Consider the following 23,946-nt stretch of genomic DNA (forward strand, 5'->3'; position numbering starts at 1 on the left):
CGGGTAATCGCAAGGAATCTCCCCTAGTTGGTAGATGAGCAGATCAGACGGTGCCGAACTCGTCGGCCTTGATTCCGGCGATGAACGACCGCCAGGCGTCCGTGCCAAAGGCGAGCTGCGGGCCGTGGGGGTCCTTGCTGTCGCGGACGGGAAGGACACCCGGGAGTCCTGGCGCGACCTCGACGCACTGGCCACCGCCGTCGCTGTACGAGGACTTCAGCCAGGAGGTGGGCTTCACCGTCGCGATGGGGAACATGGCGTGGAACTCCTTGAGACGGGTGCGGATGAGCATCAGAGAGTCCGCACATGACAGCGCTTGGGCCTGGAGCCAATCGTAAGCCTCCGCCAGGGAGCGGATCTTGTCCTTGTCGTCTCGTTCGACATAGCCCCGCTGGAGGGTTTCCAGGTAGGCCATCCATGTCCCGTCCGGGGCGGTCAGGAGCGTGAACGCCTTGCTCGCGGGGAGGTTTTCGCCGAGGCTGGACGGGGCGATCTGCAGCATGACGTGCGGCAGGCCGGCCACGCTCTCCAGCCGACGAAGCTGTTCGGCCATGACGAAGGGGCCGCCAACGGGCCGCAGGCAGCTCTCCTCCATGACGATGTGGACTGAGGGAGCGGGTTCTCGGTACAGCATGGCCTGCCGCGCCATCCGGACATTCAGCCGTTCGATGGCCTTGTCTTCGGGGACTTCACCTCGTCTGGCCGAGGCGTTGATGAGCGCGGAGGCGTAGCCCCGGGTCTGGAGCAGCCCGGGAATGACGTTCAGCTCGTAGATCTTGAACGCCGAGGCTTTGGTCTCGTGTTCGATGTAGGCGGGGAATCCGCCGATCAGCGTGCTGCTCTTCGTGCTCCAGTACAGGAGTTCAAGCGCTCCGCAGGTGTCGAGCACCTTGTCGGCCCGCCTGAGGAGGTTCAGCGGAGCGGGACGGTCGCCGTTCTCGATCATGGAGATGAGCGAGTCGCTGTAGTTGATCAGCTTTCCGAGCTGAACCTGCGTGAGCCCCCGTGCTATGCGGAAGCGTCGAAGCTGGACGCCGATGGCGGCGTTGGGGGATGAGATGGGGTCAAGTTCCTGCTGGGGCACGGTGATCACCCAATTCCACAGAACGTGCTGTCAAAGTGAATTCCTTCCGATGCTAGCCACGGCTGGCCACTCTTGGTGAGGGGATCTCAACAGAGAGGAGCTATTCAGTGGATATGACGAACGCACAATCTCCCGAAAGCCTTATCTTGCGGCGGAACTTCCCGCCCTGCCGGTGTCCGCAGTGCGGGGATGCCGTGCCCGAGGCGCGACTGAGCGCCAATTCCATCGCCCCGGCGGCGCCGACCGCCCGGAGGGTGGCGCCGCCGTCCTCCCCCTACCGGCCCTCCACCATCGGGGAGCGGGTCTTCGACGTCCGCTCGGGGTGCTGGGCCGCCTTCATGGGGTGGCAGCACGGGTTCGCCTTCCTCCGGCCGCTCACCGGCGGCGTGGAGTGGGAGACCGAACCGCGCTGGATCACGAACACCGAACTGTGAGATGCCTCATGAGCAGCATGATCGACAAAATGACGGCCGAGGACCGTCGCACCGCCGCGGACATCCTCGACGACCTCCAGGCCGTCCTGAGCGCCGCCGACGTCAAACTCCCCTCCCTGGGTATCGACTGGCGCTCGGCGAAGGCCACCGGCGTCGTCCTGATCGACCTCGGGGCCGCCCGGCCGGACGTCATCGAGCGGCTGGTCGTCGTCCTCCGCAGAGGTATGCGGCCGTAGTCGGCGCCGGCGTCATCGTCGTCGGGGGGCTCGTGATCGCGGGTGCCGTCCTCCTCGCGATCCCCGAGGGTGTCCCCACCTCCGCGACGGCGCTCGCCTTCGTCCTCATCTTCCTGACCGCATCAACGGGCGGATTCGCCCTCGCCGCAGGGTGGATAAGGACACGGCCCTAGCCACCAGCGCGGGCTTCGAGAACCTCGAAGCCCGCGCCGCGTTAAACCCGCGCGACTCCGGCGGTCGTCCCCGCGACAATGGTCGCCATGGAAGAAGTCGAGCTCGTCGTCGCCCACAACGAGCGCGCGACCCTCCGCGTCGGCGACGTGTTCCTGAAGGTCGACGCCGACCAGGCCCGCACCGACATCGAGGTCGAGGCGATGGCCCTGGCACCGGTCCCGACCCCCGAAGTCCTGTGGCGCAAACCGCCCGTGCTCGCACTCGCCGCTCTCCCCGGCACGGCGCTCGGCCGCCTCGGCGAGCCGTCGACCGCCTCGCCCGCGGCGTGGGCGGCAGCCGGAGCCGCCGTCCGGAGGCTGCACGACGCGCCGCTGCCGCCCTGGCCCGGTCGGAGTGTTGACGAGCTCGCCTCGGGCCTCGACGACGAATGCGCCTGGCTCCTGGCGAACGACGTGCTCCCGGCCGACCTGGTCACCCGCAACCGCCGCATCGCCGGGCGTGCGCTGCGCCCGTGGACACCGGCGTTCATCCACGGGGACCTGCAGGTCGCCCACATCTTTGTCGCCGGTGACGAGGTCACCGGCGTGATCGACTGGTCCGAAGCGAGCCGGGGCGACGCCCTCTTCGACCTCGCCGTCCTGACCCTCGGGCACCAGGAACACCTCGGCGACGTCCTCGCCGGCTACGGCACCGATGTCGACCTCGACGTGATCCGCGCCTGGTGGTCCCTGCGCAGCCTGCTGGCGGTCCGCTGGCTGATCGAGCACGGCTTCGACCCGAACTCGCCGGGCTGCGAGTTCGACGTCCTGAGATCCCAACTCTGAGACGGGCGGCCTACACCGTGGGCGTGGTCCGCTTCGAGGAGGGGAAGCGGACGAGGCCGTAGACGAGGCACGCGGCTCCGAACAGGTAGGTGTACACGCCGGAGCTGATCGTGCCGATGCCGTGGCGGCTTGCCAGCATGCTGAAGAAGAGGACGATGATCGCGGTGTTGACGACCGCCGCAACACCGTGCAGGTACCGGGGCCAGCGCGGGACGGGGCGCGTGCGTCCGCGGCGCGCGAAGTAGAGCGCTGTCGCACAGGTGGCGGAGCCGAAGGCGGCGGCTGCGACGTACGGCCAGGAGCCCCGGGCCATGCTCGTGATGGCGACCGACGACCCCACCGTGGGCGGAAGGAACATGGCGAGGGCCAGGGCCGCGATGGCCAGCCAGAAGGGGAGGACGGAGGGCCGACGGGCCGGCGGAAGAGCGGGCGTCGGCGCGGCTGCGCTCGGCGGGGCGATCGCCGTGCCGGGCAGGGCGCGGGCGACGGGGGTGGGGAGCCAGGCCGTCGGCTGCGGGGCGTCGACCTCGGTGGGTGTCCGGTTCTCGACCGTCACCAGGGCGAGTTCCTGGATGAGGGCGGTCACCGTCGGCCGCTGTGCGGGGTCCTTGGCCAGGCAGCGGGCGATGATCTCCAGCCCCTGCGGTAGCTGCGAGAGGTCCGGTTCCTCGTACGCGATGCGGAAGTTGAGGGCCTGGGCCGAGCCGGTGCCGAACGGGCCGGTGCCGGTGGCCGCGTAGGCCAGCACGGCGCCGAGGGCGAACACGTCGGTGGCGGGGGTGACGGGCGCTCCGGTGAGCTGTTCGGGGGCCATGAAGCCGGGGGTGCCGACGATCATCCCGGTGCGGGTGAGCGCGGTGGCTTCGGCGGCCACCGAGATGCCGAAGTCGACCACCCGGGGGCCGTCCGGGGCGAGCAGGACGTTGGAGGGCTTGAGGTCGCGGTGGACCAGGTCGGCGGCGTGGACGGCCTCCAGCGCCTCGGCGAGGCCCGCGCCGAGCGCCCGTACGGAGTCCACCGGCCAGGGGCCGTGGGTGGCTATGGCCTGGTCCAGGGGCATGCCGGGGACGTAGGCGGTGGCGAGCCAGGGGGTCGCGCCCTCGGGGTCGGCGTCGACCACGGCGGCGGTGAAGAAGCCGTTGACCCGCCGGGCGGAGGCCACCTCGCGGGCGAACCTGCGGCGGAACTCCGGGTCCTGAGCGAGTTCGGGCCGGACCACCTTCACCGCGACCGCCCGCCCGCTGGGCGACTGCCCGAGGTAGACCCGGCCCATCCCGCCGGCGCCCAGCAGCCCGGTGATCCGGTACCGCCCCACCTGCCGCGGGTCGGTCGGCTGCAGCTCGTCCACCAGGCTCTCCCCTCGCCCCGTGCATTCCGGCTCAGCGTGATTACACACCAAGGCGGCTCGCATGCGCACCCTGTCGGCGGGTAGACGTGGGTGCCGGCGCGGCAACCAGCGCGGGATCCAAGGGGGTTCTCGGAGCCCGCGCCGAAGTGGCCGGTTCTCAAACGCCGTTGAGGGCGTAGCTGCGGAAGGTCGCGAGGAGCGGCAGGACTTCGGTCTTGCTCGGGTCCTCGGTGACGGCCCGCATCGCGTCGATCACCGTATGGGCGATGATCTTGGTGACGCCGAGGTCGTCGGGGGCGGCGACGGCGCCCCAGGCCTTGAGGGTCTGGGTGAGCAGGGCGCTCATCCTCGCTCCGATGTTGGAGCTGACCGCGTCGGAGATCTCGGCGATCTCCTCGTCGCTCATGCTGGAGCGCAGGCCGAAGGCGAGCGCCATCAGGGTGTCCATCGCGTGCTCGCCGTACGCGGCGACCAGCGCCGGCAACGGCTGTTCACCGGTGCTGCCCGCCGCAAGGGCGGACAGTGCCTCGTCGTCGTCCTTCCACGCCGCCTCCAGGGCGGCCAAGGCCCGCAGGGCCTCGTCCACGGTCAGCCCGTCTGTCATGGAAGGAACGGTATTCAGCCACCGGCACCCATGGCCATGCTTCGGACGGAGATCACACCTTCGAGCGAAGCGGGGTGGGTTCGGGCCGATGGACGTGGGCGAAGTGCTCCGCGTCCCAACTGCCGCCCAGTTCGGGGGCGAGCGAGGCGGCGGCGAGGGCGGCGAAGTCCTCGGCCTGCCCTGCCCGTTCCGGCAGGGCGCCGAGCAGCGGGGCCCCGGCCGAGCGCGGCAGGTCGGCCAGGTTGCAGCGTTCGGCCAGGCCGGGGGCTGCGGGCCAGGAGCCGACCACGACACCGGTGAGGGGGAGCCGTCGGGCCGCCAGCGCCTCCGCGGTGAGGGCGACGATGTTGAGCGTGCCGAGCCCCGCCGAGGCGATCAGCAGGACCTCGGCCGGCAGCCCGGCGTCGAGGACGGCCCGGGCCTGGTCGGCGAGGGTGCGGCCCTCGTCGTCGTAGCGGACCAGCAGGCCGCCCGCGCCCTCGACCAGGACCAGGTCGTGGCCGGCGGCGAGTTCGGCGACCTCGGACACCACGTCGGCGGGGGAGAGGTACGGCAGTCCGGACCGCCGCGCGGCGGTGTCGGGCGCCAGCGGATCGGGGTAGCGGGCGAGTTCACGGATCGTCAGCTGGTCATCCGTCAAGGCGCCGGTGAGGCGCCGGACTTCGGCCGCGTCGCCGGGCCCCTCGTCGGTCACACCGGTCTGCCCCGGCTTGAGGACGGCGACCTTCCGGCCCGCGCGCAGCGCCGCCGAGGCGAGGGCCGCAGTGGCGACGGTCTTGCCGACGTCGGTGTTGGTCCCCGTCACGAACAGGATGCGGGCCGCCGTCCCGGCATCGTCGTGCGAGGTCGTCCCCCGGTCCTGCGCGCTCATCCCGCCACCGCCGCGGCGGTCACGGCGGCGGCGATCCGTGCCACGTCCGCGTCCTCCGTCACATAGGGGGGCATGGTGTAGATCAGGTCCCGGAAGGGCCGCACCCAGACGCCCTCGCGGGCGGCGGCCTCGGTCGCCGCCGGCACGTCCACCGGGTGGTCCAACTGGACGACGCCGATGGCCCCTTGGACCCGTACGTCGTGCACGCCCGGCAGGCTCGCGGCCGCCGCGAGGCCGTCGCGCAGCCCGCCCTCGATCCGCTTGACCTCCACCGCCCAGTCCTGCCCGAGCAGCAGGTCCAGCGAGGCGTTGGCGGCGGCGCAGGCCAGCGGGTTGCCCATGAACGTCGGGCCGTGCGCGAGCACCGGCATCTCGCCGCGGCTGATCCCGTCGGCGATCTCGCCGGTGCACAGCGCGGCGGCCAGGGTCAGGTAGCCGCCGGTGAGGGCCTTGCCGAGGCACATCACGTCCGGCGAGACGCCCGCGTGGTCGGCGGCGAACAGGGCGCCGCTGCGGCCGAATCCGGTGGCGATCTCGTCGAAGACCAGCAACACGCCGTGGCGGTCGCAGAGTTCGCGCAGCATCCGCAGGTAGGCGGGGGAGTGGAACTGCATCCCGCCCGCGCCCTGGACCACCGGTTCGACGATGACGGCGGCCAGCTCGTCCGCGTGACGCGCCATCAACTCCTCGAAGCGGGCCGCGTATTCGGCGTCGAGCGGGGCGTCGAACCCGGCCGGCGGCTGCGGCGCGAAGAGCTGCCCGGGCAGCACCCCGCCCCACAGGTGGTGCATCCCTCCGTCCGGGTCGCAGACCGACATCGGGTGGAAGGTGTCGCCGTGGTAGCCGCCGCGCCAGGTCAGCAGCCGGCGCTTCTGCGGCCGCCCGGTGGACTGCCAGTACTGCAGGCACATCTTCATCGCGACCTCGACCGCGACCGAGCCCGAGTCGGCGAGGAAGACGTGCTGCAGCGGCTCCGGGGTGATCTCGACCAGCCTGGCGGCCAGCCGGACGGCGGGCTCGTGGGTGAGCCCGCCGAACATCACGTGGCTCATCCGCCCCAGCTGCTCGCGCACCGCCTCGTCCAGGACGGGGTGCCGGTAGCCGTGGATCGCCGCCCACCAGGACGACATCCCGTCGACCAGCTCGCGCCGCCCGCCCGCGACGGGCTCGGCCAGGCGCAGCCGGACGCCCGAGGCGGACTCGACCACGTACGGCGTGACGGTGCCGGGCATCGGCCCGTACGGGTGCCAGACGTGGGCGCGGTCGAGGGTGAGCAGCGTGTCCGCGGACAGCTGGGGCATGGTGGGCGACTCTCCTGAGTGGTGGAACGGTCAGGCGTTGGGGGCGAGTTCGGTGCCGGCGCCGCGGCGGCGGACCTTGACCAGGTCGCTGCGCAGCTCGCCGCCCTCTGCGGCCTCCGTGGCCTCTTCGACCGACGCGACCGACGCGGCCGACGCGGCCGACGCGGCCGACGCGGGCGCGGCGTGCGCGTGCCCGCCGCACGGGCCGCAGCCGCCGCCGCTGCCACAGGCCGAGGCCGAGGCCGCGCTGCCGCAGCCGCCACCGGCGTGGGCCGCCTGGGCGGCCTCGGCGAGGTCGGCGCGGTGGCGCGGCAGGGTGGCCTCGCCGGCCCCCTCGACCTCGAAGCCGGCGTCCTTGATCATGTCGAGGTCGGCCTGCCCGGCCTGGCCCTCGCTGGTCAGGTAGTCGCCGAGGAAGATGGAGTTGGCGATGTGCAGGCCGAGCGGCTGCATCGAGCGCAGGTGCACCTCGCGGCCGCCGGCGATCCGCACCTCGGTGTCCGGGTTGACGAAGCGGACCATCGCCAGGATGCGCAGGCAGCGCTGCGGGGTGAGGTTCCACTCCTTGGCGAGCGGGGTGCCCTCGAAGGGGATCAGGAAGTTGACCGGGACGGAGTCCGAGCCCAGCTCGCGCAGCGCGAAGACCACGTCGACCAGGTCCTCGTCGCTCTCGCCCATGCCGGCGATCAGGCCGGAGCAGGCGGACAGGCCCGCACCGTGCGCCTTCTGCACGGTGTCCACCCGGTCCGCGTAGGTGTGGGTGCTGGTGATGGTCCCGTAGGTGCCCTCGGAGGTGTTGAGGTTGTGGTTGTACGCGTCGGCGCCCGCCGCCTTGAGGCGTTCCGCCTGGTTGTCGGAGAGCAGGCCGAGGCAGACGCAGATCTCGACCTGGGGGTCGGCCTCCTTGATGGCGGCCATCGTGTCGGTGACCCGGTCGATGTCGCGGTCCGTCGGGCCGCGGCCGCTGGCCACCAGGCAGACCCGCTTGGCGCCGCCGGCCACCCCGGCGCGGGCCGCGTCGGCGGCCTGGTCCGGCTTGAGCCACGTGTACTTGAGGATCTCGGCCTTGGACCCGAGCCGCTGCGAACAGTACGAGCAGTCCTCCGGGCAGAGCCCGCTCTTCAGGTTCACCAGGTAGTTGAGCTTGACCCGGCGGCCGAACCAGCGGCGGCGCACCTTGCCGGCCGCGGCGACCACGTCGAGCAGCTCGTCGTCGGTGGTGGCGAGGACGGCCAGGGCCTCCTCGCGGGTCGGGACTTCGCCGCGCAGGCCCTTGGCGGTGAGGGTATCGAGCAGATCCATGGGGTGATCCTGCCTGGTGGTGATCGAGCGGCGCCAGAGCAAACCCGCCAGAAGATCGGCGTGAGGATGTGCCGATTGCCACAGTGTCGAAGCTCACGGCGTCGGCGCTGGTCACGCGCTTGACGGTGGCCGGGGGAGGCGGTTACCGGCGGGTAGGTATCCGGTCGGTCCGAGGGGGCGCAGGGTGAAGATCGACAACCCCCGACCCAGTGATCCAGACCACCCGGGCGGTGCTTAGAATCTGCGCCATGACCACGCAGGGGGAGCGCACCCCGACTCCGGGAGAAGGCCGGGAAGGCCAGGCAGGACAGCGGACCGGCGGGGGCGCCGACACCGGCGGGACGGCCGCCGGAGCCCCGGGCCGCAGGCGGGGCCGACGGCTGACGGGCCGCCGGGCGGCGGGCTGGATCGTCATGGTCGGCGTGGTCGCCGCCGGCGGATGGCTCATCAGCCGCCCGATGCCCGGCGACTACATACCCGGGCTCGGCCCGTCCACCAAGGACTCGACCAAGACGCCGCCCGTGGTCGGCTCCGCGCCGCCGCGCACCGACCCCGAAGCCCTCAACGTCGACAACATCTTCCCCGCCCAGCGGCCCGTCGAGGTCGGCGCCTACAAGGCGCGGCGCAACGGCGCCCGGCAGGGCGAGAACTGCGCCGAGGTACTGCAGGACCGCACCCAGGACCCGCTGAAGGAATCCGGCTGCCAGGCCTACCTGACCGTCAGCTTCACCGGCCAGGACCGCCCCGTCCTCAGCAGCGTCACCCTGCTGCGCTTCCCCGACCAGGCCTCCGCCGCCAAGGCCGCCGACGCCCTGCGGGCCAAGCCCGGTTCGGTCGCCTTCATCCTCGCGGACACCACCATCGCCCCCGCCCAGCCCGCCGGCGCCGCGAAGGCGGTCGGCGAGGCGCGGGTCGAGGCGGTCGGGCACTACGTGACCGTCACCAGCTCCCGCACCGGCGACGGCCGCACGGCACCCGGCACCCCGACCGGCGCGGGCGCGCCGGCCGCGACCGGCCCGACGCCCACCGCCACGACGCCCAGCACCGAGCAGATGCTGGACGAGGCCACCCGTGCGCTCTCCTACGCGGCCGGCTCGCCGTTCGTCTGGATGTAGGACGGCTGGACGCCAGACGGCTGGATGCAGGACCCCTGGATGTCAGGCCCCTGGATGTAGGACCGCCGGATGCGAAACCCCGGCGGTGAACGCCCGAGGGGGCCCGGCAACGCCGAGCCCCCTCACCGTGATTGACGCCCGGTCAGCCGCCCAGCCGGTCCACCGCGGTCACCCGCAGCACCGCCCGGCCCTCCTCGTCCGAACCGAACAGGTCCACCTCGGCGCTGATGCCCCAGTCGTGGTCGCCCTCCGGGTCGTCGAAGATCTGTCGGACCTTCCAGGCGGAGTCCTCCTCCTCGATGATCAGCATCTTCGGGCCGCGGGCGTCCGGGCCGGTGCCGAGGTCGTCGTACTCGTCCCAGTACCCGTCCATGGCGTCCGCCCAGCGGTCCGCGTCCCAGCCGTACTCGCCGTCCAGCTCACCGAGTTCGTCCCAGTGCTCCAGCGCGCACAGCTCGACCCGGCGGAACATCTCGTTGCGCACCAGCACCCGGAAGGCGCGCGCGTTCGCGGTGACCGGCGCCGGCTTGTCGTCCAGCGTGACCTCCGCCGTGGCGGCCTCGGTCGGGTTGGCCAGCTGCTCCCACTCGTCCAGCAGGCTGGAGTCGACCTGGCGGACCAGCTCGCCCAGCCAGGCGATGACGTCCTTGAGGTCGTCCGTCTTCACGTCCTCGGGGACGGTCTGCTCCAGCGCCTTGTACGCACCGGCCAGGTAGCGCAGCACGATGCCCTCGGTGCGGGCCAGCTCGTAGAAGCCGACGTAGTCCGAGAAGGTCATCGCCCGCTCGTACAGGTCGCGGACCACCGACTTCGGCTGCAGCTGGTGGTCGCCGATCCAGGGGTGCGCCCGGCGGTACACCTCGTAGGCGTGGGTGAGCAGTTCCTCCAGCGGCTTCGGGTAGGTGATCTCCTGGAGCCGCTCCATCCGCTCCTCGTACTCGATGCCGTCGCGCTTCATCTCGCCGACGGCCTCCCCGCGCGCCTTGTTCTGCTGCGAGGCGAGGATCTGGCGCGGGTCGTCCAGGGTCGCCTCGACGACGGAGATCACGTCCATGGCGTACGAGGGCGAGGTCGGGTCGAGGAGTTCGAAGGCGGCCAGCGCGAAGGTGGACAGCGGCTGGTTGAGCGCGAAGTTCTCCTGCAGGTCCAGGGTGAGCCGGACGATGCGGCCCTCGGCGTCCGGCTCCGGCAGCCGCTCCACCACGCCGCCCTCCAGCAGCGAACGGTAGATGGCGATGGCCGTGCGGATGTGCCGGCGCTGCGCGGTCTTGTCCTCGTGGTTGTCGGTCAGCAGCTTGCGCATCGCCTCGAAGGCGTTGCCCGGGCGGCCGATCACCGACAGCAGCATCGCGTGGCTGACCTTGAACCGGGAGACCAGCGGCTCCGGATCGGCGGCGATCAGCCGCTCGAAGGTCTCCTCCGACCAGCCGACGAAGCCCTCCGGCGCCTTCTTGCGCACCACCTTGCGCTTCTTCTTCGGGTCGTCCCCGGCCTTGGCGATCGCCTTGTCGTTCTCGATCACGTGCTCCGGCGCCTGCGCCACCACCTGGCCGACGGTGTCGAAGCCGGCCCGGCCCGCCCGGCCGGCGATCTGGTGGAACTCACGGGCGCGCAGGATGCGCACGCGCTGTCCGTCGTACTTGGACAGCGCGGTGAACAGCACCGTGCGGATCGGCACGTTGACGCCGACGCCGAGCGTGTCGGTCCCGCAGATCACCTTCAACAGGCCCGCCTGGGCGAGGCGTTCGACCAGCCGACGGTACTTCGGCAGCATGCCCGCGTGGTGCACGCCGATGCCGTGACGCACGAAACGGGACAGGTTGCGGCCGAACTTGGTGGTGAAGCGGAAGTTGCCGATCAGGTCGGAGATGGCTTCCTTCTCCGCCTTCGAGCACATGTTGATGCTCATCAGCGACTGCGCCCGCTCCACCGCCTCCTTCTGCGTGAAGTGCACGACGTAGACCGGCGCCTGGCCGGTCTGCAGCAGCTCCTCCAGCGTGTCGTGCATATTGGTGCGGCGGTAGTCGTAGAAGAGCGGCACCGGGCGGGTCGCGTTGCGCACCACGGTCGTCGGACGGCCCGTCCGACGGGTCAGGTCCTCCTCGAAGCGGCGCACGTCGCCGAGCGTCGCCGACATCAGCAGGAACTGCGCCTGCGGCAGCTCCAGCAGCGGCACCTGCCAGGCCCAGCCGCGGTCCGGCTCCGCGTAGAAGTGGAACTCGTCCATGACCACCTGGCCGATGTCCGCCCGCGCGCCGTCCCGCAGCGCGATCTGGGCCAGCACCTCGGCGGTGCAGCAGATGATCGGCGCCGTCGGGTTCACGCTCGCGTCGCCGGTCATCATGCCGACCTGCTCGGTGCCGAACATCTTGACCAGGTCGAAGAACTTCTCCGACACCAGCGCCTTGATCGGCGCGGTGTAGAACGTCCGCTGCCCCTCCGCCAACGCGGCGAAGTGCGCCCCCGCGGCCACCAGGCTCTTCCCCGAGCCGGTCGGCGTCGCCAGGATCACGTTGTTCCCCGAGACCAGCTCGATCAGCGCCTCCTCCTGCGCCGGGTACAGCGTGATCCCCCGTTCCTCCGCCCAGGCTGCGAACGTCTCGTACAGCGCATCGGGCGTGGCGGGCTTCGGCATCAGATCAAGGAGGGTCACCCGGCTATCTTGCCTGCTCGCCGCCACCCCGGGCAAAGCCCGGGGTCACTTGGCGGGGACGACGGGGGCACGCTCGACCAGGTGGACGTCGGGGCAGCCCTCCTGGCGGACGACCTCCCGGGCGGTACGCAGCGCGAGGTCGGCATAGTCCTGGACGACCTCCCGGGTCGGCCGTCCCGACAGCGTGGTGGCGCCGGAGACGACGATCTCGCGGTAGACGTTGTCCGCGGGTGACTGCCGATGGCTGTCGCACCGGAAGAGCACGCGTGGCGCGGCGCCGCGATAGATCCAGCCGCTCGTCCCGGTGCCGAGGTCGAGCGTCGTCGTCCCGTTGTTCGCGGCCACGGCGGAGGTCATCGATCGGACCTCCGACTGGTAGGTGGACTCCAGCACCTGCGTGACCTCGATCTCCACGGCGAACTCACCGGAGGCGGGGCGCCACGCCACCCCGCACCGCACCGTCTGGCTGCCCCCTGACAGGTCGCCTCCCGAAGAGATCTCGTGGGCCTGGCCGTCCGCGCCGACCAGGGGCCTGATCTGGTCGCCGGTGAGGAGCCCCCAGCACGCACTGGCCGGGACATCGACCGACTGCCAGGGCTTCCACACGTAGAGCCCGCCGCCCACCGCCGCCGCCACCACGAGGGCGACGGCGGCGTGCCAGGGGCGGACCCGGGACGGCCGCCGGGGCGGGTCGTCCGGGGACGGCGGGATGATGTGGGCGACGTCAACCATGTCTCAACACTCTCGGTCGTGGTGGGAGGTACGGCTCTTCCGGATGCCGGTCCTACTTGCGGAAGGCCGTGCCGAAGCTGTCCCTGCCGCTGGTGTAGCCGGTGTTCTCCTCCTGGGCGGCCCGGCGGGCCACGTCGTCGAGGTAGTTGGGGTCGACGCCTGCGGTGCGCCCGGCGTCGCGGACCGCGTTGACGATCGCCTGCTGAGCGTTGGTCTCGGCGTTCTGCTTCGCCGCAACGGCCTCGTCGCTCGCGGCGTTGTGGGTGTCCACCTTGTAGCCGGCGGCGACGTTGTCCATGATCTGGTTGGCCACGTTGTCGACGCCCTCGCCGATCAGCGGTGCCCGCTCCTTCAACGCGTCACCGGCGAACGACCAGAGCTGGCCGGCGAGTTCCCGTTTGGTGTCGATCGCGGCGTTGTACTCGGCGTCGCTGGCGGCGTGCTTGTTGTACACCTCGTCGACCATCGCGCTGGTGATCAGGCCGTTGACCTGGCCGGCCGGCTTGGCGAGGTTCTCGACCGCCATGGCCATGTCCTTGTGCAGCTCGGGATGGGCGAAGACGTCCTGGATCTGGGCCGTGGTGTAGGCCTGCTGCCCGGCGGCGATCGCCGCGTAGGCGTCCGGGTTCCGGCCGAGCGTGCCGACCAGGCGCGTCACGGCGCCCTGGTCGAGGAGCTTCGACGTGCCGCCCGCCCCTTCCAGCGAGTCCTGGACGTCGCCGATGTAGTTGGCGGTCATGTTGCCGAGGCTGCCGTTGAGGTTCGCGAACTGTCCGCCGTTGAGGAGGTCCGGACCGTCGCCGGTACCGAACCTGTTCACGACCTGCTGCATGACGGACTTCATGTCCGCCGTGTGCTGCGGGAACTTGCCGTGCACGTCGTCCCACGCCCTACCCGTGGTCGCGGCCTCCAGGGCGTGGCCGAGGGAGGTGACGTCGAAGGGGTCGGCGGTGCCCGGGTTCGGTCGCGGCGGGTACTGCTGGTCGAGCAGCAGGGAGCGGGAGCCGCTGTCGGTGAGCATCTTGAGGTAGGTGTTCTCCCCGCCGGTGCTCTTGACCGTGCCGTCCGGGTTGTAGGTGGTCGGCGCGTCGTGGAAGAACTTGGTGGCCGCCTCCGGGCTGTGCCCGAGCGCGTCCAGGATCGAGGACATCGGGTTGATGCCCCGGATGTTGCCGTCCTTGTCGGGCACGCCGATGAACTTGAGCTCGGTGAACGGGTACGTGGCCTTGGAGGCCGCCTCCCAGCGCATCGGGTTCTCGTTGGTCAGCTGGGTCACGTGCTCGGCGATCGGGTCGAGGAAGTGCGCGTCGTACTTCCCGTTCCGCAGGACGTTGGCCAGGATCTGGTAGCCGTACGGGCTGTGGGCGGGGTCGGCGCCCGCGGGGACGGGGATCTGCTTGGCGCCGGCGGCGCGCAGCCTGGTCTCCCAGTCGTCGGAGACGTGTGGCACCTGCTTGGAGTCGGTCGCGGTGGCGAGGGTGAGGCCCAGGTCCTTCTGGATGCCCTTGACCGCGGCGCTGCGGGCGGAACTGCCGCCGTAGTCCGCGCTCTGCGCCATCGCGCCGTACTGGGCGAGGAAGGTCGCCGGGTCCTGCTTGCCGTAGAAGGAGGTCGCGAAGCGAGGGTCGCCGTTGTGGTGGTCCAGGATGCTCTGGAGGTGCTGGAGCTGGGCGTCGCCGGCGTTGGCTCCGAGGCCGAGGATGTAGGTGGCCTCCTTGGCCTCCTCCTCCGGGATGCCGCCGACCGGGGTGGCGTTGAACGTGCCGCTGTCGCTGCCGGTGTCGGTGCCCAGGGCGTTGGTGGCGGCGATGTCGGCCTCGGTGGCGCGGTCGAGGGCGTCGCCGATGGCCTTCGCGGCGGTCTCGGCCTTGGCCTTCCAGCTCTTGGCGTACTCGGGGTCGCGCTTGTCCTCCTGCGTCGTGGGCGGCGGCCAGTGCACCGCGCCCTCGCCGTCGACGGTGAGGCCGTCGGCGGTGGCGTTGTGCACAGCCGTGTCGAGGTCCTTCTTGGCGGCGGTGATCTCGTCGTGGGCGTCGCGGAGGGTCCTGGCAACGCCCGAGGCCTCCTCGAAGGCGGCGTGGATCTGGTCGCGGCCCCAGGTGAGCTTGGCGGTGGCGAGGCCCGCGGCGTCTCCGTGCCAGCCGGACTGCTGGACGGTGCCGATGACCTCGTTCTGCATCCGCCGGGTGAGGTCCCAGTTGCGGACGAGGGTTTCGAAGTCGCCCGCCGCCGAACCGAGGCTGCCGAGGTCGACCTGCTGGAGCTGGTTGAACGTCACCATGTCTTCGTCGTGTCCCTGCTTCGCGCGGCCGTCAGGCCTTCGCACCCTGCTGGAAGCCGGCGCTGACGTCCGACTCGGTCTTGGCGTAGCTCTGCGAGGTGCTCTGGAGCCGGTTGCCGATGTCCTCGATGCTGCTGCGCAGGCCTTCCGCCTGGGCGGACCACGTCATCCACAGGCCCGTGAGCCCGGTGCCGAGGGACCACCCCTTGAGCGCGCCGGCCGCCGCGTTGACGTGCTCGCCGGGCTGGGACAGTTCGGTCTTGACCGAGTCGCGCAGGGCGAAGGCGTTCTGCGCCGCCTGCTGGAGCACCGCCGGGTTCGCCTTGACGGTCTGGCCGCCGCCCAGCGAGACCGGGGCGTCGTTGGCCCCGGCCAGGTCCGGGAACTGCTTCTTCGCGTCCGCGGTCAGGTTCCCGTTGGCGTCGAACAGCCACGGATTCATCCGGCGCTCGAATTCGAGGTCCGCCACTTCTCATTCCCCCCGGTTGAAGATCGACAAGGAGCGTAGCGAACGGGTGAGGACGACTTCCCCCGGTCTTTGCAAGAGCGTGATGAATTTTTTGCGCAATCAGAGGTTTGGGTGAGTTGAAAGTGGAATACAGGTTAAATCCAAGTGAATCAAGCGGGGATTCGCCACGATGTGCCCCCCAAAGCTGTGCCGAGCGGCACATTGCCCGGCCGGCGACGACCGTGCCAGAGTGCCGGTCATGAGCCACCCCCTCGCGTCCGAACCGCGCCCGTCCGTCCTCGCGCCCGAGAGCGTCTTCGACTGGCTCGACGAGGCCGCCGCGCTGCGTGCCGACGCCGGGCTGACGCGGACGCTGCGCAGCCGGGCGGCGGAGGACCCGGTGCTGGACCTCGCGGGGAACGACTACCTGGGGCTGACCAGGCATCCGGTGGTGGCGCAGGCCGCGGCGGACGCCGCACTGCGGTGGGGCGGCGGGTCGACGGGCTCGCGGCTGGTGACCGGGACGACCGCGCTGCACACCGAACTGGAGCAGGAGCTGGCCGAGTTCTGCGGGGCCGAGGCGGCGCTGGTGTTCTCCTCCGGGTACACGGCCAACCTCGCCGCGCTCACCGCGCTCACCGACCCGGACACCCTGATCGTCTCCGACGCCTACAACCACGCCTCGCTGATCGACGGCTGTCGGCTCTCCCGCGCCGACGTCCACCGCGCCCCGCACAGCGACCCGGCGGCGGTGGCCGAAGTGCTCGCCGGGCGGTCCCAGCGGCGGGCGCTGGTCGTCACCGACTCGGTGTTCTCGGTGGACGGCGACGCCGCCCCGCTGCCCGCCCTCTCCGAGGCCGCCCGCGCGCACGGCGCGGCCCTCCTGGTGGACGACGCGCACGGACTGGGCGTGCTCGGCCCCGGCGGCACCGGCGCCCTCGCGGCGGCCGGGCTCGCCGGGCGGCCGGACACCGTCGCCACCGCCACTCTCTCCAAGTCGCTCGGCTCCCAGGGCGGCGCCGTCCTCGGCCCGCGCCGGGTGATCCGACACCTCACCGAGACCGCCCGCACCTTCATCTTCGACACCGGCCTCGCCCCGGCCGCCGCCGGCGCCGCCCTCGCCGCGCTGCGCCTGCTGCGCGCCGAGCCCGCCCGGGCCGAGCGCGCCCGCGAGGTCGCCCGCACCCTCGCCCGGCAGCTCACCGCCGTCGGCCTGCACGCCTGCGAGCCGGAGGCGGCGGTGGTCTCGGTGCGGGCCCCCGGCCCGGAGGCCGCCGTCGCCTGGGCCGCCGACTGCCGCCGTGCGGGCCTCGCGGTGGGCTGCTTCCGCCCGCCGTCCGTCCCGGACGGCATCTCCCGCCTGCGGCTCACGGCCCGCGGCGACCTGACGGACGGCCAGATCGCCGACGCGGTCCGGATCATCGCCGCCCTGGCCCCGACGGGCGCCCGGCACGGTTAGGGCCTGTCCGGGCCGTCCGGCGAGACCTGGTCCGCCCGAGCAGACCGCCCTACGGCTGCCCCACCACCAGCAGCGCCTCCGCGCCGACCGGGCGGTAGCCGGCGGCCTGGAAGGCGCGGACGCTGGGGGCGTTGCCGGGGGCCTGCTGGGCCCAGACGGCGGCGCCCTCCGGCAGCAGGTGGCGGGCGGCGGTGGCCAGGGCACGGCCGAGGCCCCGGCCGGCGGCCCGCGGCTCGACCTCGATGGCGCACTCCCAGCGCCCGGCCACCCCGCGCCCGAGGATCAGAGTGCCGCCGTCGGTGGTGAACACCCGGACGTCCTCGCGGTAGCACAGGGCGCGGACCACCCGGGGGTGCTCCCGGTCCTGCACCTCCGCCAGCGGCAGCGGCGGCCCGCCCGGCAGACGGCCGGCGACCGACAGCAGGTCGATGTTGTTGACCACCCGCCCGGTGCGCTCGGCGAAGGCGGTCAGGAACGGCGGGCAGAGCGGCGCGGACAGCGGGTCGCCGGGGTCGGCGGCCAGCGCCGCGCGCACCCAGGCAGGGTCCTGGTCGGTGAAGACGACCGCGTGCGCCGCGAAGGACACCACCCCGACGTCGCGCGGCGAGGCCTGCGGCACCACCGTCACCGACCCGTCCGGCGGCGGGAACACCCCGCCCGCCGCGTCCGCCAGGATCTCCGCCAGCCCCCGAGCGCCCATCACGCGTCCCCTCCCAGCCCGTCGCCGGTCCGTCGAAGGCGCCAGCCTACGGCCTGTTCTTCGCCCGGCTCGGCTGGACCCTGGTCGGCTCGCCCGCCGCCTTGGGGTGGTCGGGCGGGTAGGGGAGTTCGCCGAGGCCCTCGTCGTGCACCTGCTTCTCGTAGAGCTCCAGCAGGCCTTCCAGCCGGTACGCCTCGCCGTCCATCCCGGCATTCAGGTCGCCGAGTTCGGCGAACCGGGCGGGGACGGTCCGCAGGTCGAAGTCCTCGGGGGAGGCGTCGTCCAGCTCCTCCCAGCGCAGCGGGGCGGAGGCGGTGGCGCGGGGCCGGGCGCGCAGCGAGTACGCGGAGGCGATGGTGCGGTCGCGGGCCATCTGGTTGTAGTCGACGAAGATCCGCTCGCCGCGTTCCTCCTTCCACCACGCGGTGGTGACCTTCCCCGGCATCCGCTGCTCCAGGACGCGCCCGAGCGCGATCACCGCGTGTCGTCCGTCGGTGAAGGTCCATTCGGGCGCCAGCGGCACGTACACGTGCAGGCCGCGCCCGCCGGAGGACTTGGGCCAGCCGCGCAGCCCGTACTCCTCCAGGAGGGCGCGCAGTTCGTGGGCGGCGCGGACGGCGTCGTGGAAGTCGGTGCCGGGCTGCGGGTCGAGGTCGATGCGCAGTTCGTCGACGTGGTCGGTGTCGGCGCGCCGCACCGGCCAGGGGTGGAAGGTGAGGCAGCCGAGGTTGGCCGCCCACAGGACGGCGGCCGGCTCGGTGGGGCAGATCTCGTCGGCGGAGCGGCCGCTGGGGAAGTTGATGCGGGCGGTGGGCAGCCAGTCCGGCAGCCCCTTGGGGGCCCGCTTCTGGTAGAAGAACTCGCCGTCCACGCCGTCCGGGAAGCGCTGCAGGGTGGTGGGCCGGTCGCGCAGGCCGCGCAGCACCCCCTCGGCGACGGCCAGGTAGTACTGCGCGACGTCCAGCTTGGTGAAGCCGCGCTCGGGGTAGTACACCTTGTCCGGGTTCGACAGCCGGACGGTGCGCCCGGCGACTTCCAGTTCCACGGCTGAGCCCATGCCCCTCACGCTAAGCGCCGTACGGCCGCCGCGCGCCCCGAGCCGGTTGGCCCGAGGCTGGGACCATGGACCTGCCCGTGATGCCGCCGGTGGCGCCGATGCTCGCCAAGTCGGTGGCCAAGATCCCGCCCGGGATGCAGTACGAGGCCAAGTGGGACGGCTTTCGCACCATCGTGTTCCGCGACGGCGCCGAGGTGGAGCTCGGCAGCCGCACCGGCAAACCGCTGACCAGGTACTTCCCCGAACTGGTCGAGGCCCTGCAGCGGGAGCTGCCGCCGCGCTGCGTGCTGGACGGCGAGGTGGTGATCGTCCGCGAGGGCCGGCTGCGTTTCGAGGAGCTGCTGGAGCGCATCCACCCCGCCGCGAGCCGGGTGAAGCTGCTCGCGGAACGGACGCCGGCCTCCTTCGTCGCCTTCGACCTGCTCGCCCTCGGCGACGACTCCCTGCTGGACGAACCGCTGTCGGTGCGCCGCCCGGCCCTGGAGGCCGCGCTCGCCGACGCCGCCGACCCGGTCTTCACCGCCCCCGCCTCCACCGACCGAGGCCTCGCGCAGACCTGGTTCGCCGAGTACGAGGGCGCCGGGCTGGACGGGGTGGTGGCCAAGCCGCTGGACCAGCCGTACCGGCCGGGGGAGCGGACCATGTTCAAGATCAAGCACGAGCGCACCGCCGACTGCGTGGTGGCCGGCTACCGCGAGCACAAGAGCGGCCCGGTCGTCGGCTCGCTGCTGCTCGGCATCCACGACGCGGACGGCAGGCTCCAGCACGTCGGGGTCTGCGCGGCCTTCCCGATGGCCCGCCGCCGCGAACTGGCCGAGGAGCTGGCCCCGCTCAGGATGGACGACCTCTCCCGGCACCCGTGGGGGGCCTGGGCGGAGGAGGCTGCGCACGCCGAGGGCCGGCTGCCCGGCGCGGTCAGCCGCTGGACGGGCGGCAAGGACCTCTCCTGGATCGCGCTGCGCCCGGAGCGGGTGGTCGAGGTGGCGTACGACCACATGGAGGGCACCCGCTTCCGGCACACCGCGCAGTTCCGCCGCTGGCGGCCGGACCGCACCCCGGAGAGCTGCACGTACGAGCAGTTGGAGGAGCCGGTCTCCTACGACCTCGGCAAGGTGCTGGGGATCTGACGGCACGAGGCGAGGGGCCCGACCCGGTCGAACCGGGTCGGGCCCCTCGCGTCGTGCCGTGGTGGTGGTCAGGCCCGCACGGTGCTGGAGCTGTTGCCCGTCGGGAGCGAGGGCGTACCGCTGCCGGAGACGGTGGCCGAGGGCAGGCCCGAGGGGGAGCCCGAGGCCGGGGCCGACGGCGAACCCGAGGCCGACGGCGGGGCGGTCTCCGCCGGGAGGGCGTAGACGTTGTTCGGCGAGATGATCTTGGTGATCTCGTTGGCGAACAGGGTGGACGGCTCCTGGCCCTGGGAGATCACATCGGTGTTCAGCAGCAGCACCATGGTGGCCTGGGCCTCCGGCATGTACACCGCCACGCTCTCGTAGCCCGGCATCGAGCCGTTGTGGCCGATCCAGCCGGCGTTGTTGAACACCCCGAAGCCGTAGGTGACGCCAGGGTCCGGGGTCGGCAGGAGCTTCATCCGCTCGGCCTGGGTGGCCGGGCTGATGATGGCGCCGGTGGCCATGGTCTTCGCCCAGCTCTCCAGGTCGGCGAGGGTGGTGATGACGGCCCCGGCGGTCCACGCCCAGGACGGGTTCCAGTTGGTGGCGTCCTGGACCGACCCGTCGGGCGTCTGGTTGGTGTAGCCGCGGGGGTGCGGGTCGGGGAGGGCCGAGTCCGTGGGGAAGCTGGTCTTGCCCAGCGAGGCCGGCGTGAACACCTGGGCCTTGAGGAAGTCGCCGGCCGACTGCCCGCCGACCTTCTCGATCAGCTTGCCCAGCAGGATGTAGTTGCTGTTGTTGTACTGGTACTCGGTGCCGGGCGGGGACACGGCGGGGTGCTTGTAGCCGTAGGCGAGCAGCTGGTCCGGGGTGAACACGTGGTTCGGGTCGTTGATCAGCGTGCTCACGAAGTCCGGGTCGGAGCTGTACGGGAACAGCCCGCTGCGCATCTCGCCGAGCTCGCGGACGGTGATCCCGTCGCCGCCGGGGACGCCGTCCACGTACTTGGAGATCGGGTCGTCCAGCCCCACCTTGCCCTGGTCCACCAGGCGCAGGACGGCGGTCGCGGTGAAGGTCTTGCTCTCGCTGCCGATGCGGGTGTACATCCCGACGTCCATCGGCGCCTTGGTGGTCTTGTCGGCGACGCCGAAGGCCTTCTGGTAGGTGCCGCTCGGGGTGATGATCCCGACCGAGATGCCGGGGACGCCGTTCTGGCTGAGCACCCGCTGGATCGCGGCGTCCAGCTTGGCGGTGACGGCGGAGGTCAGCGGCACCACCGCGTTCGAGGACGCGCTCCCCGAGGTGCCGGGGCTCGCGGACGGGCTGAGCGCGGCCGGTTCGGCGGTGACCGCCGGGTCGGCGGCCTGCCGGGTGGTCGAGTCGCCGGAGCAGGCGGTGGCGGCCAGCAGGCCGGTCAGCGCGAGGGCGGCTCCTGCGGCCAGCCGGGCGGAGCGGGGAGCGGCCGGGCGGGGCCGTCGGGTGTGGGTCATGGGGCGGGGCGCCTCTCTGCGGCGAAGCGGCGAAGGGCCCCGGAGCGCCTGCTCCACGGGGCCACGGGGGGACCGTCGCCACCGTAAGCACCGCCCTCGAACCCCCGCGCGCCGGTGACGGCCGGGCTGGCCCGAACGGACCCAAGGCCCACCCGAGTGGCCCGGTCCCGCTCGCGGCGTGTTGTCAAGTACCGGCGCGCGGCGGACGGTTGGTGTCCCCACCGGTGCCCCGCGCTCGGCCGACCGGGTGAGCCCCGGCACGCCGCAACCGCCCCCGACCGCTGCTCGGGCACGATCGTTTAGCCCAGCTGTGGCCGCCCTTAAGAATTCCTCGATGGACCGCACCCCCTCCCACCAGGCAGATTTCTGCCTGCCCGGAGTGCGCCCGTCAGGAACGGCCGAACCGGGCCGCCTCGGCCTGCCCGACCCTCGAAGGCCGTCCCCCCGCACGTCAGGAGCCGTCGCCCGTGAAGGCACTCGTCAAGCAGAAGGCCGAGCCCGGCCTCTGGATGATCGACGTCCCGAAGCCCGAGATCGGCCCCGGCGAGGTGCTGATCAAGGTGCTGCGGACCGGCATCTGCGGCACCGACCTGCACATCCGCAAGTGGGACGGCTGGGCGCAGCAGACCATCAAGACCCCGATGACGATCGGCCACGAGTTCGTCGGTGAGGTCGCCGAGATCGGCGCCGGCGTCGCGGACATCGCGATCGGCGACCTGGTCAGCGGTGAGGGCCACCTGGTCTGCGGCAAGTGCCGCAACTGCCTGGCCGGCCGCCGCCACCTGTGCCGCAACACCGTCGGCCTGGGCGTCAACCGGGACGGCGCCTTCGCCGAGTACGTGGCGCTGCCCGCCTCCAACGTCTGGGTGCACCGGGTGCCGGTCGACCTGGACGTGGCCGCGATCTTCGACCCCTTCGGCAACGCCGTGCACACCGCACTGTCCTTCCCGCTGGTCGGCGAGGACGTGCTGGTCACCGGCGCCGGCCCGATCGGCATCATGGCCGCCGCCGTCGCCAAGCACGCCGGCGCCCGCAACGTGATGATCACCGACGTCTCCCCGTACCGCCTCGACCTGGCCCGCGAGGTCGGTGTGACGCTGGCGCTCAACGTCGCCGAGCACACCATCGAGGAGGGCCAGCAGAAGCTCGGCCTGCGCGAGGGCTTCGACGTCGGCCTGGAGATGTCCGGCCGCCCCGAGGCGATGCAGTCGATGATCGCCAACATGACCCACGGCGGGAAGATCGCCATGCTCGGCCTGCCGGCCGACGACTTCGCCGTCGACTGGGCGCGCATCGTCACCTCGATGATCACCATCAAGGGCATCTACGGCCGCGAGATGTTCGAGACCTGGTACGCGATGTCCGTGCTGCTGGAGGGCGGCCTGGACCTCAGCCCGGTGATCACCGGCCGCTACGCCGCCACCGACTTCGAGGCCGCCTTCGACGACGCCGCGGGCGGCAACTGCGGCAAGATCATCCTCGACTGGACCGCCTGAGCCACCCCGCCGACGCCAAAGGAGCCTGTTGTGTTCGACAACGTGCGCGCCGACATCGCCACCACCCTCGACGAGATCCGCGAGGCCGGCCTGTTCAAGCCCGAGCGGGTCATCGGGACCCCGCAGAGCGCCGCCGTCACCGTCACCGGCGGCGGCAAGCCCGGCGAGGTGCTGAACTTCTGCGCCAACAACTACCTCGGCCTGGCGGACCACCCCGAGGTGCTGGCCGCGGCCAAGGACGCCCTGGACCGCTGGGGCTACGGCATGGCCTCGGTCCGCTTCATCTGCGGCACCCAGGACGTCCACAAGGAGCTGGAGGACCGCCTCTCGGCCTTCCTCGGCCAGGAGGACACGATCCTCTACTCCTCCTGCTTCGACGCCAACGGCGGTGTCTTCGAGACCCTGCTGGACGACCGCGATGCCGTCATCTCCGACGCGCTCAACCACGCCAGCATCATCGACGGCATCCGGCTCAGCAAGGCCCGCCGCCACCGCTACGCCAACCGCGACATGGCCGACCTGGAGAAGCAGCTCCAGGACACCCAGGACGCCCGCCGCCGCCTGATCGTCACCGACGGCGTCTTCTCCATGGACGGCTACGTCGCCCCCCTGCCGGAGATCTGCGACCTGGCCGAGCGCTACGGCGCGATGGTCATGGTGGACGACTCGCACGCCGTCGGCTTCGTCGGCGCGGGCGGCCGCGGCACCCCCGAACTGCACGGCGTGATGGACCGAGTGGACATCATCACCGGCACCCTCGGCAAGGCCCTCGGCGGCGCCTCCGGCGGCTACGTCGCCGCCCGCCGGGAGATCGTCGCGCTGCTGCGCCAGCGCTCCCGCCCGTACCTGTTCTCCAACTCGCTGGCCCCGGTCATCGCGGCCGCCTCGCTGAAGGTGCTCGACCTGGTCGAGCGCTCCACCGAGCTGCGCGAGAAGCTGGCGGCCAACACCACGCTGTTCCGCACGAAGATGACCGAGGCCGGGTTCGAGATCCTGCCCGGCGACCACCCGATCGCCCCGGTGATGATCGGCGACGCGGCCGAGGCCGGCCGGCTCGCCGAACTGCTGCTGGAGCGCGGCGTGTACGTGATCGGCTTCTCGTACCCGGTCGTCCCGATGGGCCAGGCCCGGATCCGGGTGCAGCTGTCCGCGGCGCACTCCACCGAGGACGTCGAGCGCGCCGTCGCCGCCTTCGTGGACGCCCGCGCCGCGCTGAAGTAGCACCCCC

21 protein-coding genes are annotated in these 23,946 nt (G+C 71.9%); 8 read left to right on the plus strand and 13 right to left on the minus strand.

Annotated elements, in window-relative coordinates; genetic code table 11:
- Positions 1 to 43: 43 nt before the first annotated feature.
- The gene (locus BX285_RS19975) at positions 44 to 1,093 is read right to left on the minus strand and encodes a Scr1 family TA system antitoxin-like transcriptional regulator (protein ID WP_121176090.1); all 1,050 of its coding nucleotides are present in this window, start codon (positions 1,091 to 1,093) and stop codon (positions 44 to 46) included.
- Between the two features lie 185 nt (positions 1,094 to 1,278).
- On the opposite strand from BX285_RS19975, the gene BX285_RS19980 reads away from it, so the two are divergent.
- The 3 genes from BX285_RS19980 (at position 1,279) to BX285_RS19990 (ending at position 2,752) form a co-directional block, all read left to right on the plus strand.
- Positions 1,279 to 1,518: a hypothetical protein gene (locus BX285_RS19980; protein WP_121176102.1), complete on the plus strand. Its 240-nt coding sequence runs from the start codon at positions 1,279 to 1,281 to the stop codon at positions 1,516 to 1,518.
- Positions 1,519 to 1,526: 8 nt separating this feature from the next.
- Positions 1,527 to 1,754: a hypothetical protein gene (locus BX285_RS37425; RefSeq protein WP_183107116.1), complete on the plus strand. Its 228-nt coding sequence runs from the start codon at positions 1,527 to 1,529 to the stop codon at positions 1,752 to 1,754.
- Positions 1,755 to 2,014: 260 nt separating this feature from the next.
- Positions 2,015 to 2,752: a phosphotransferase family protein gene (locus BX285_RS19990; RefSeq protein ID WP_121177702.1), complete on the plus strand. Its 738-nt coding sequence runs from the start codon at positions 2,015 to 2,017 to the stop codon at positions 2,750 to 2,752.
- 10 nt (positions 2,753 to 2,762) lie between these two features.
- Here BX285_RS19990 and BX285_RS39245 read toward each other — a convergent pair whose 3' ends face one another.
- From BX285_RS39245 to bioB, 5 genes are all read right to left on the minus strand, one after another.
- A complete protein-coding gene (locus tag BX285_RS39245; protein ID WP_310794222.1) occupies positions 2,763 to 4,100 on the minus strand; it encodes a serine/threonine-protein kinase in 1,338 nt (445 codons plus the stop codon).
- 157 nt (positions 4,101 to 4,257) lie between these two features.
- A complete protein-coding gene (locus tag BX285_RS20000) occupies positions 4,258 to 4,704 on the minus strand; it encodes a hypothetical protein (protein WP_097239224.1) in 447 nt (148 codons plus the stop codon).
- A 52-nt stretch (positions 4,705 to 4,756) separates the two neighbouring features.
- Complete coding sequence (bioD, locus tag BX285_RS20005; RefSeq protein ID WP_121176107.1) at positions 4,757 to 5,575, minus strand: dethiobiotin synthase; 819 nt, start codon at positions 5,573 to 5,575, stop codon at positions 4,757 to 4,759.
- Positions 5,572 to 6,876, minus strand: a complete 1,305-nt coding sequence (locus BX285_RS20010; protein ID WP_097239226.1) for an adenosylmethionine--8-amino-7-oxononanoate transaminase — start codon at positions 6,874 to 6,876, stop codon at positions 5,572 to 5,574. Before BX285_RS20010 ends, bioD begins: the two co-directional genes overlap by 4 nt.
- A 30-nt stretch (positions 6,877 to 6,906) precedes the next feature.
- The gene (gene bioB / locus BX285_RS20015) at positions 6,907 to 8,178 is read right to left on the minus strand and encodes a biotin synthase BioB (protein WP_121176110.1); all 1,272 of its coding nucleotides are present in this window, start codon (positions 8,176 to 8,178) and stop codon (positions 6,907 to 6,909) included.
- A 248-nt stretch (positions 8,179 to 8,426) separates the two neighbouring features.
- Here bioB and BX285_RS20020 point away from each other — a divergent pair, with 248 nt between their 5' ends.
- Positions 8,427 to 9,293 (plus strand): hypothetical protein, encoded by an 867-nt coding sequence (locus tag BX285_RS20020; RefSeq protein WP_143685858.1) that lies wholly within the window; start codon positions 8,427 to 8,429, stop codon positions 9,291 to 9,293.
- 142 nt (positions 9,294 to 9,435) lie between these two features.
- On the opposite strand, the gene BX285_RS20025 is transcribed toward BX285_RS20020, so the two are convergent.
- The 4 genes from BX285_RS20025 to BX285_RS20040 all read right to left on the minus strand — a co-directional run bounded on the left by BX285_RS20025 (position 9,436) and on the right by BX285_RS20040 (position 15,428).
- Entirely contained in the window at positions 9,436 to 11,928 is a 2,493-nt protein-coding gene (locus BX285_RS20025; protein ID WP_373560577.1) for an RNA helicase, read from the minus strand.
- A gap of 63 nt (positions 11,929 to 11,991) precedes the next feature.
- On the minus strand, positions 11,992 to 12,678 hold the full coding sequence (locus tag BX285_RS20030; protein ID WP_097239230.1) for a hypothetical protein: 687 nt from the start codon (positions 12,676 to 12,678) through the stop codon (positions 11,992 to 11,994).
- Positions 12,679 to 12,730: 52 nt separating this feature from the next.
- Positions 12,731 to 14,959, minus strand: a complete 2,229-nt coding sequence (locus BX285_RS20035) for a hypothetical protein (protein ID WP_121176113.1) — start codon at positions 14,957 to 14,959, stop codon at positions 12,731 to 12,733.
- A 31-nt stretch (positions 14,960 to 14,990) separates the two neighbouring features.
- Entirely contained in the window at positions 14,991 to 15,428 is a 438-nt protein-coding gene (locus BX285_RS20040) for a WXG100 family type VII secretion target (protein ID WP_097239232.1), read from the minus strand.
- Positions 15,429 to 15,666: 238 nt separating this feature from the next.
- Between BX285_RS20040 and BX285_RS20045 the strand changes: the two genes are divergently transcribed.
- Entirely contained in the window at positions 15,667 to 16,866 is a 1,200-nt protein-coding gene (locus tag BX285_RS20045) for an 8-amino-7-oxononanoate synthase (RefSeq protein WP_121176115.1), read from the plus strand.
- A 49-nt stretch (positions 16,867 to 16,915) separates the two neighbouring features.
- Here the strand turns inward: BX285_RS20045 and BX285_RS20050 are convergent, their stop codons facing one another.
- Positions 16,916 to 17,566, minus strand: coding sequence for a GNAT family N-acetyltransferase (locus BX285_RS20050; RefSeq protein ID WP_097239233.1), 651 nt, complete (start codon positions 17,564 to 17,566; stop codon positions 16,916 to 16,918).
- A 46-nt stretch (positions 17,567 to 17,612) separates the two neighbouring features.
- Positions 17,613 to 18,623 (minus strand): non-homologous end-joining DNA ligase, encoded by a 1,011-nt coding sequence (ligD, locus tag BX285_RS20055; RefSeq protein ID WP_259470595.1) that lies wholly within the window; start codon positions 18,621 to 18,623, stop codon positions 17,613 to 17,615.
- A 65-nt stretch (positions 18,624 to 18,688) separates the two neighbouring features.
- Between ligD and BX285_RS20060 the strand changes: the two genes are divergently transcribed.
- Positions 18,689 to 19,750 (plus strand): ATP-dependent DNA ligase, encoded by a 1,062-nt coding sequence (locus BX285_RS20060; protein WP_097239234.1) that lies wholly within the window; start codon positions 18,689 to 18,691, stop codon positions 19,748 to 19,750.
- 68 nt (positions 19,751 to 19,818) lie between these two features.
- On the opposite strand, the gene BX285_RS20065 is transcribed toward BX285_RS20060, so the two are convergent.
- A complete protein-coding gene (locus BX285_RS20065; RefSeq protein ID WP_097239235.1) occupies positions 19,819 to 21,222 on the minus strand; it encodes a serine hydrolase in 1,404 nt (467 codons plus the stop codon).
- 467 nt (positions 21,223 to 21,689) lie between these two features.
- Between BX285_RS20065 and tdh the strand changes: the two genes are divergently transcribed.
- Together tdh and BX285_RS20075 are read left to right on the plus strand one after the other, a co-directional pair.
- Positions 21,690 to 22,718, plus strand: a complete 1,029-nt coding sequence (gene tdh, locus BX285_RS20070) for an L-threonine 3-dehydrogenase (RefSeq protein WP_097239236.1) — start codon at positions 21,690 to 21,692, stop codon at positions 22,716 to 22,718.
- 30 nt (positions 22,719 to 22,748) lie between these two features.
- Positions 22,749 to 23,939 (plus strand): glycine C-acetyltransferase, encoded by a 1,191-nt coding sequence (locus BX285_RS20075; RefSeq protein ID WP_121176118.1) that lies wholly within the window; start codon positions 22,749 to 22,751, stop codon positions 23,937 to 23,939.
- Positions 23,940 to 23,946 lie beyond the last annotated feature (7 nt).

The sequence above is a fragment of the Streptomyces sp. 1114.5 genome (assembly GCF_003635085.1).
GTDB lineage: Bacteria > Actinomycetota > Actinomycetes > Streptomycetales > Streptomycetaceae > Kitasatospora.

What these genes read in the sequence shown, in the direction of transcription:
- BX285_RS37425 (WP_183107116.1), top strand. Translation starts at nt 1,527, where the DNA reads ATGAGCAGCATGATCGACAAAATGACGGCCGAGGACCGTCGCACCGCC.
- BX285_RS19990 (WP_121177702.1), top strand. Translation starts at nt 2,015, where the DNA reads ATGGAAGAAGTCGAGCTCGTCGTCGCCCACAACGAGCGCGCGACCCTC.
- BX285_RS20000 (WP_097239224.1), bottom strand. Translation starts at nt 4,704, where the DNA reads ATGACAGACGGGCTGACCGTGGACGAGGCCCTGCGGGCCTTGGCCGCC.
- bioD (WP_121176107.1), bottom strand. Translation starts at nt 5,575, where the DNA reads ATGAGCGCGCAGGACCGGGGGACGACCTCGCACGACGATGCCGGGACG.
- BX285_RS20010 (WP_097239226.1), bottom strand. Translation starts at nt 6,876, where the DNA reads ATGCCCCAGCTGTCCGCGGACACGCTGCTCACCCTCGACCGCGCCCAC.
- bioB (WP_121176110.1), bottom strand. Translation starts at nt 8,178, where the DNA reads ATGGATCTGCTCGATACCCTCACCGCCAAGGGCCTGCGCGGCGAAGTC.
- BX285_RS20020 (WP_143685858.1), top strand. Translation starts at nt 8,427, where the DNA reads ATGACCACGCAGGGGGAGCGCACCCCGACTCCGGGAGAAGGCCGGGAA.
- BX285_RS20025 (WP_373560577.1), bottom strand. Translation starts at nt 11,928, where the DNA reads ATGCCGAAGCCCGCCACGCCCGATGCGCTGTACGAGACGTTCGCAGCC.
- BX285_RS20030 (WP_097239230.1), bottom strand. Translation starts at nt 12,678, where the DNA reads ATGGTTGACGTCGCCCACATCATCCCGCCGTCCCCGGACGACCCGCCC.
- BX285_RS20035 (WP_121176113.1), bottom strand. Translation starts at nt 14,959, where the DNA reads ATGGTGACGTTCAACCAGCTCCAGCAGGTCGACCTCGGCAGCCTCGGT.
- BX285_RS20045 (WP_121176115.1), top strand. Translation starts at nt 15,667, where the DNA reads ATGAGCCACCCCCTCGCGTCCGAACCGCGCCCGTCCGTCCTCGCGCCC.
- BX285_RS20050 (WP_097239233.1), bottom strand. Translation starts at nt 17,566, where the DNA reads ATGGGCGCTCGGGGGCTGGCGGAGATCCTGGCGGACGCGGCGGGCGGG.
- ligD (WP_259470595.1), bottom strand. Translation starts at nt 18,623, where the DNA reads ATGGGCTCAGCCGTGGAACTGGAAGTCGCCGGGCGCACCGTCCGGCTG.
- BX285_RS20060 (WP_097239234.1), top strand. Translation starts at nt 18,689, where the DNA reads ATGGACCTGCCCGTGATGCCGCCGGTGGCGCCGATGCTCGCCAAGTCG.
- BX285_RS20065 (WP_097239235.1), bottom strand. Translation starts at nt 21,222, where the DNA reads ATGACCCACACCCGACGGCCCCGCCCGGCCGCTCCCCGCTCCGCCCGG.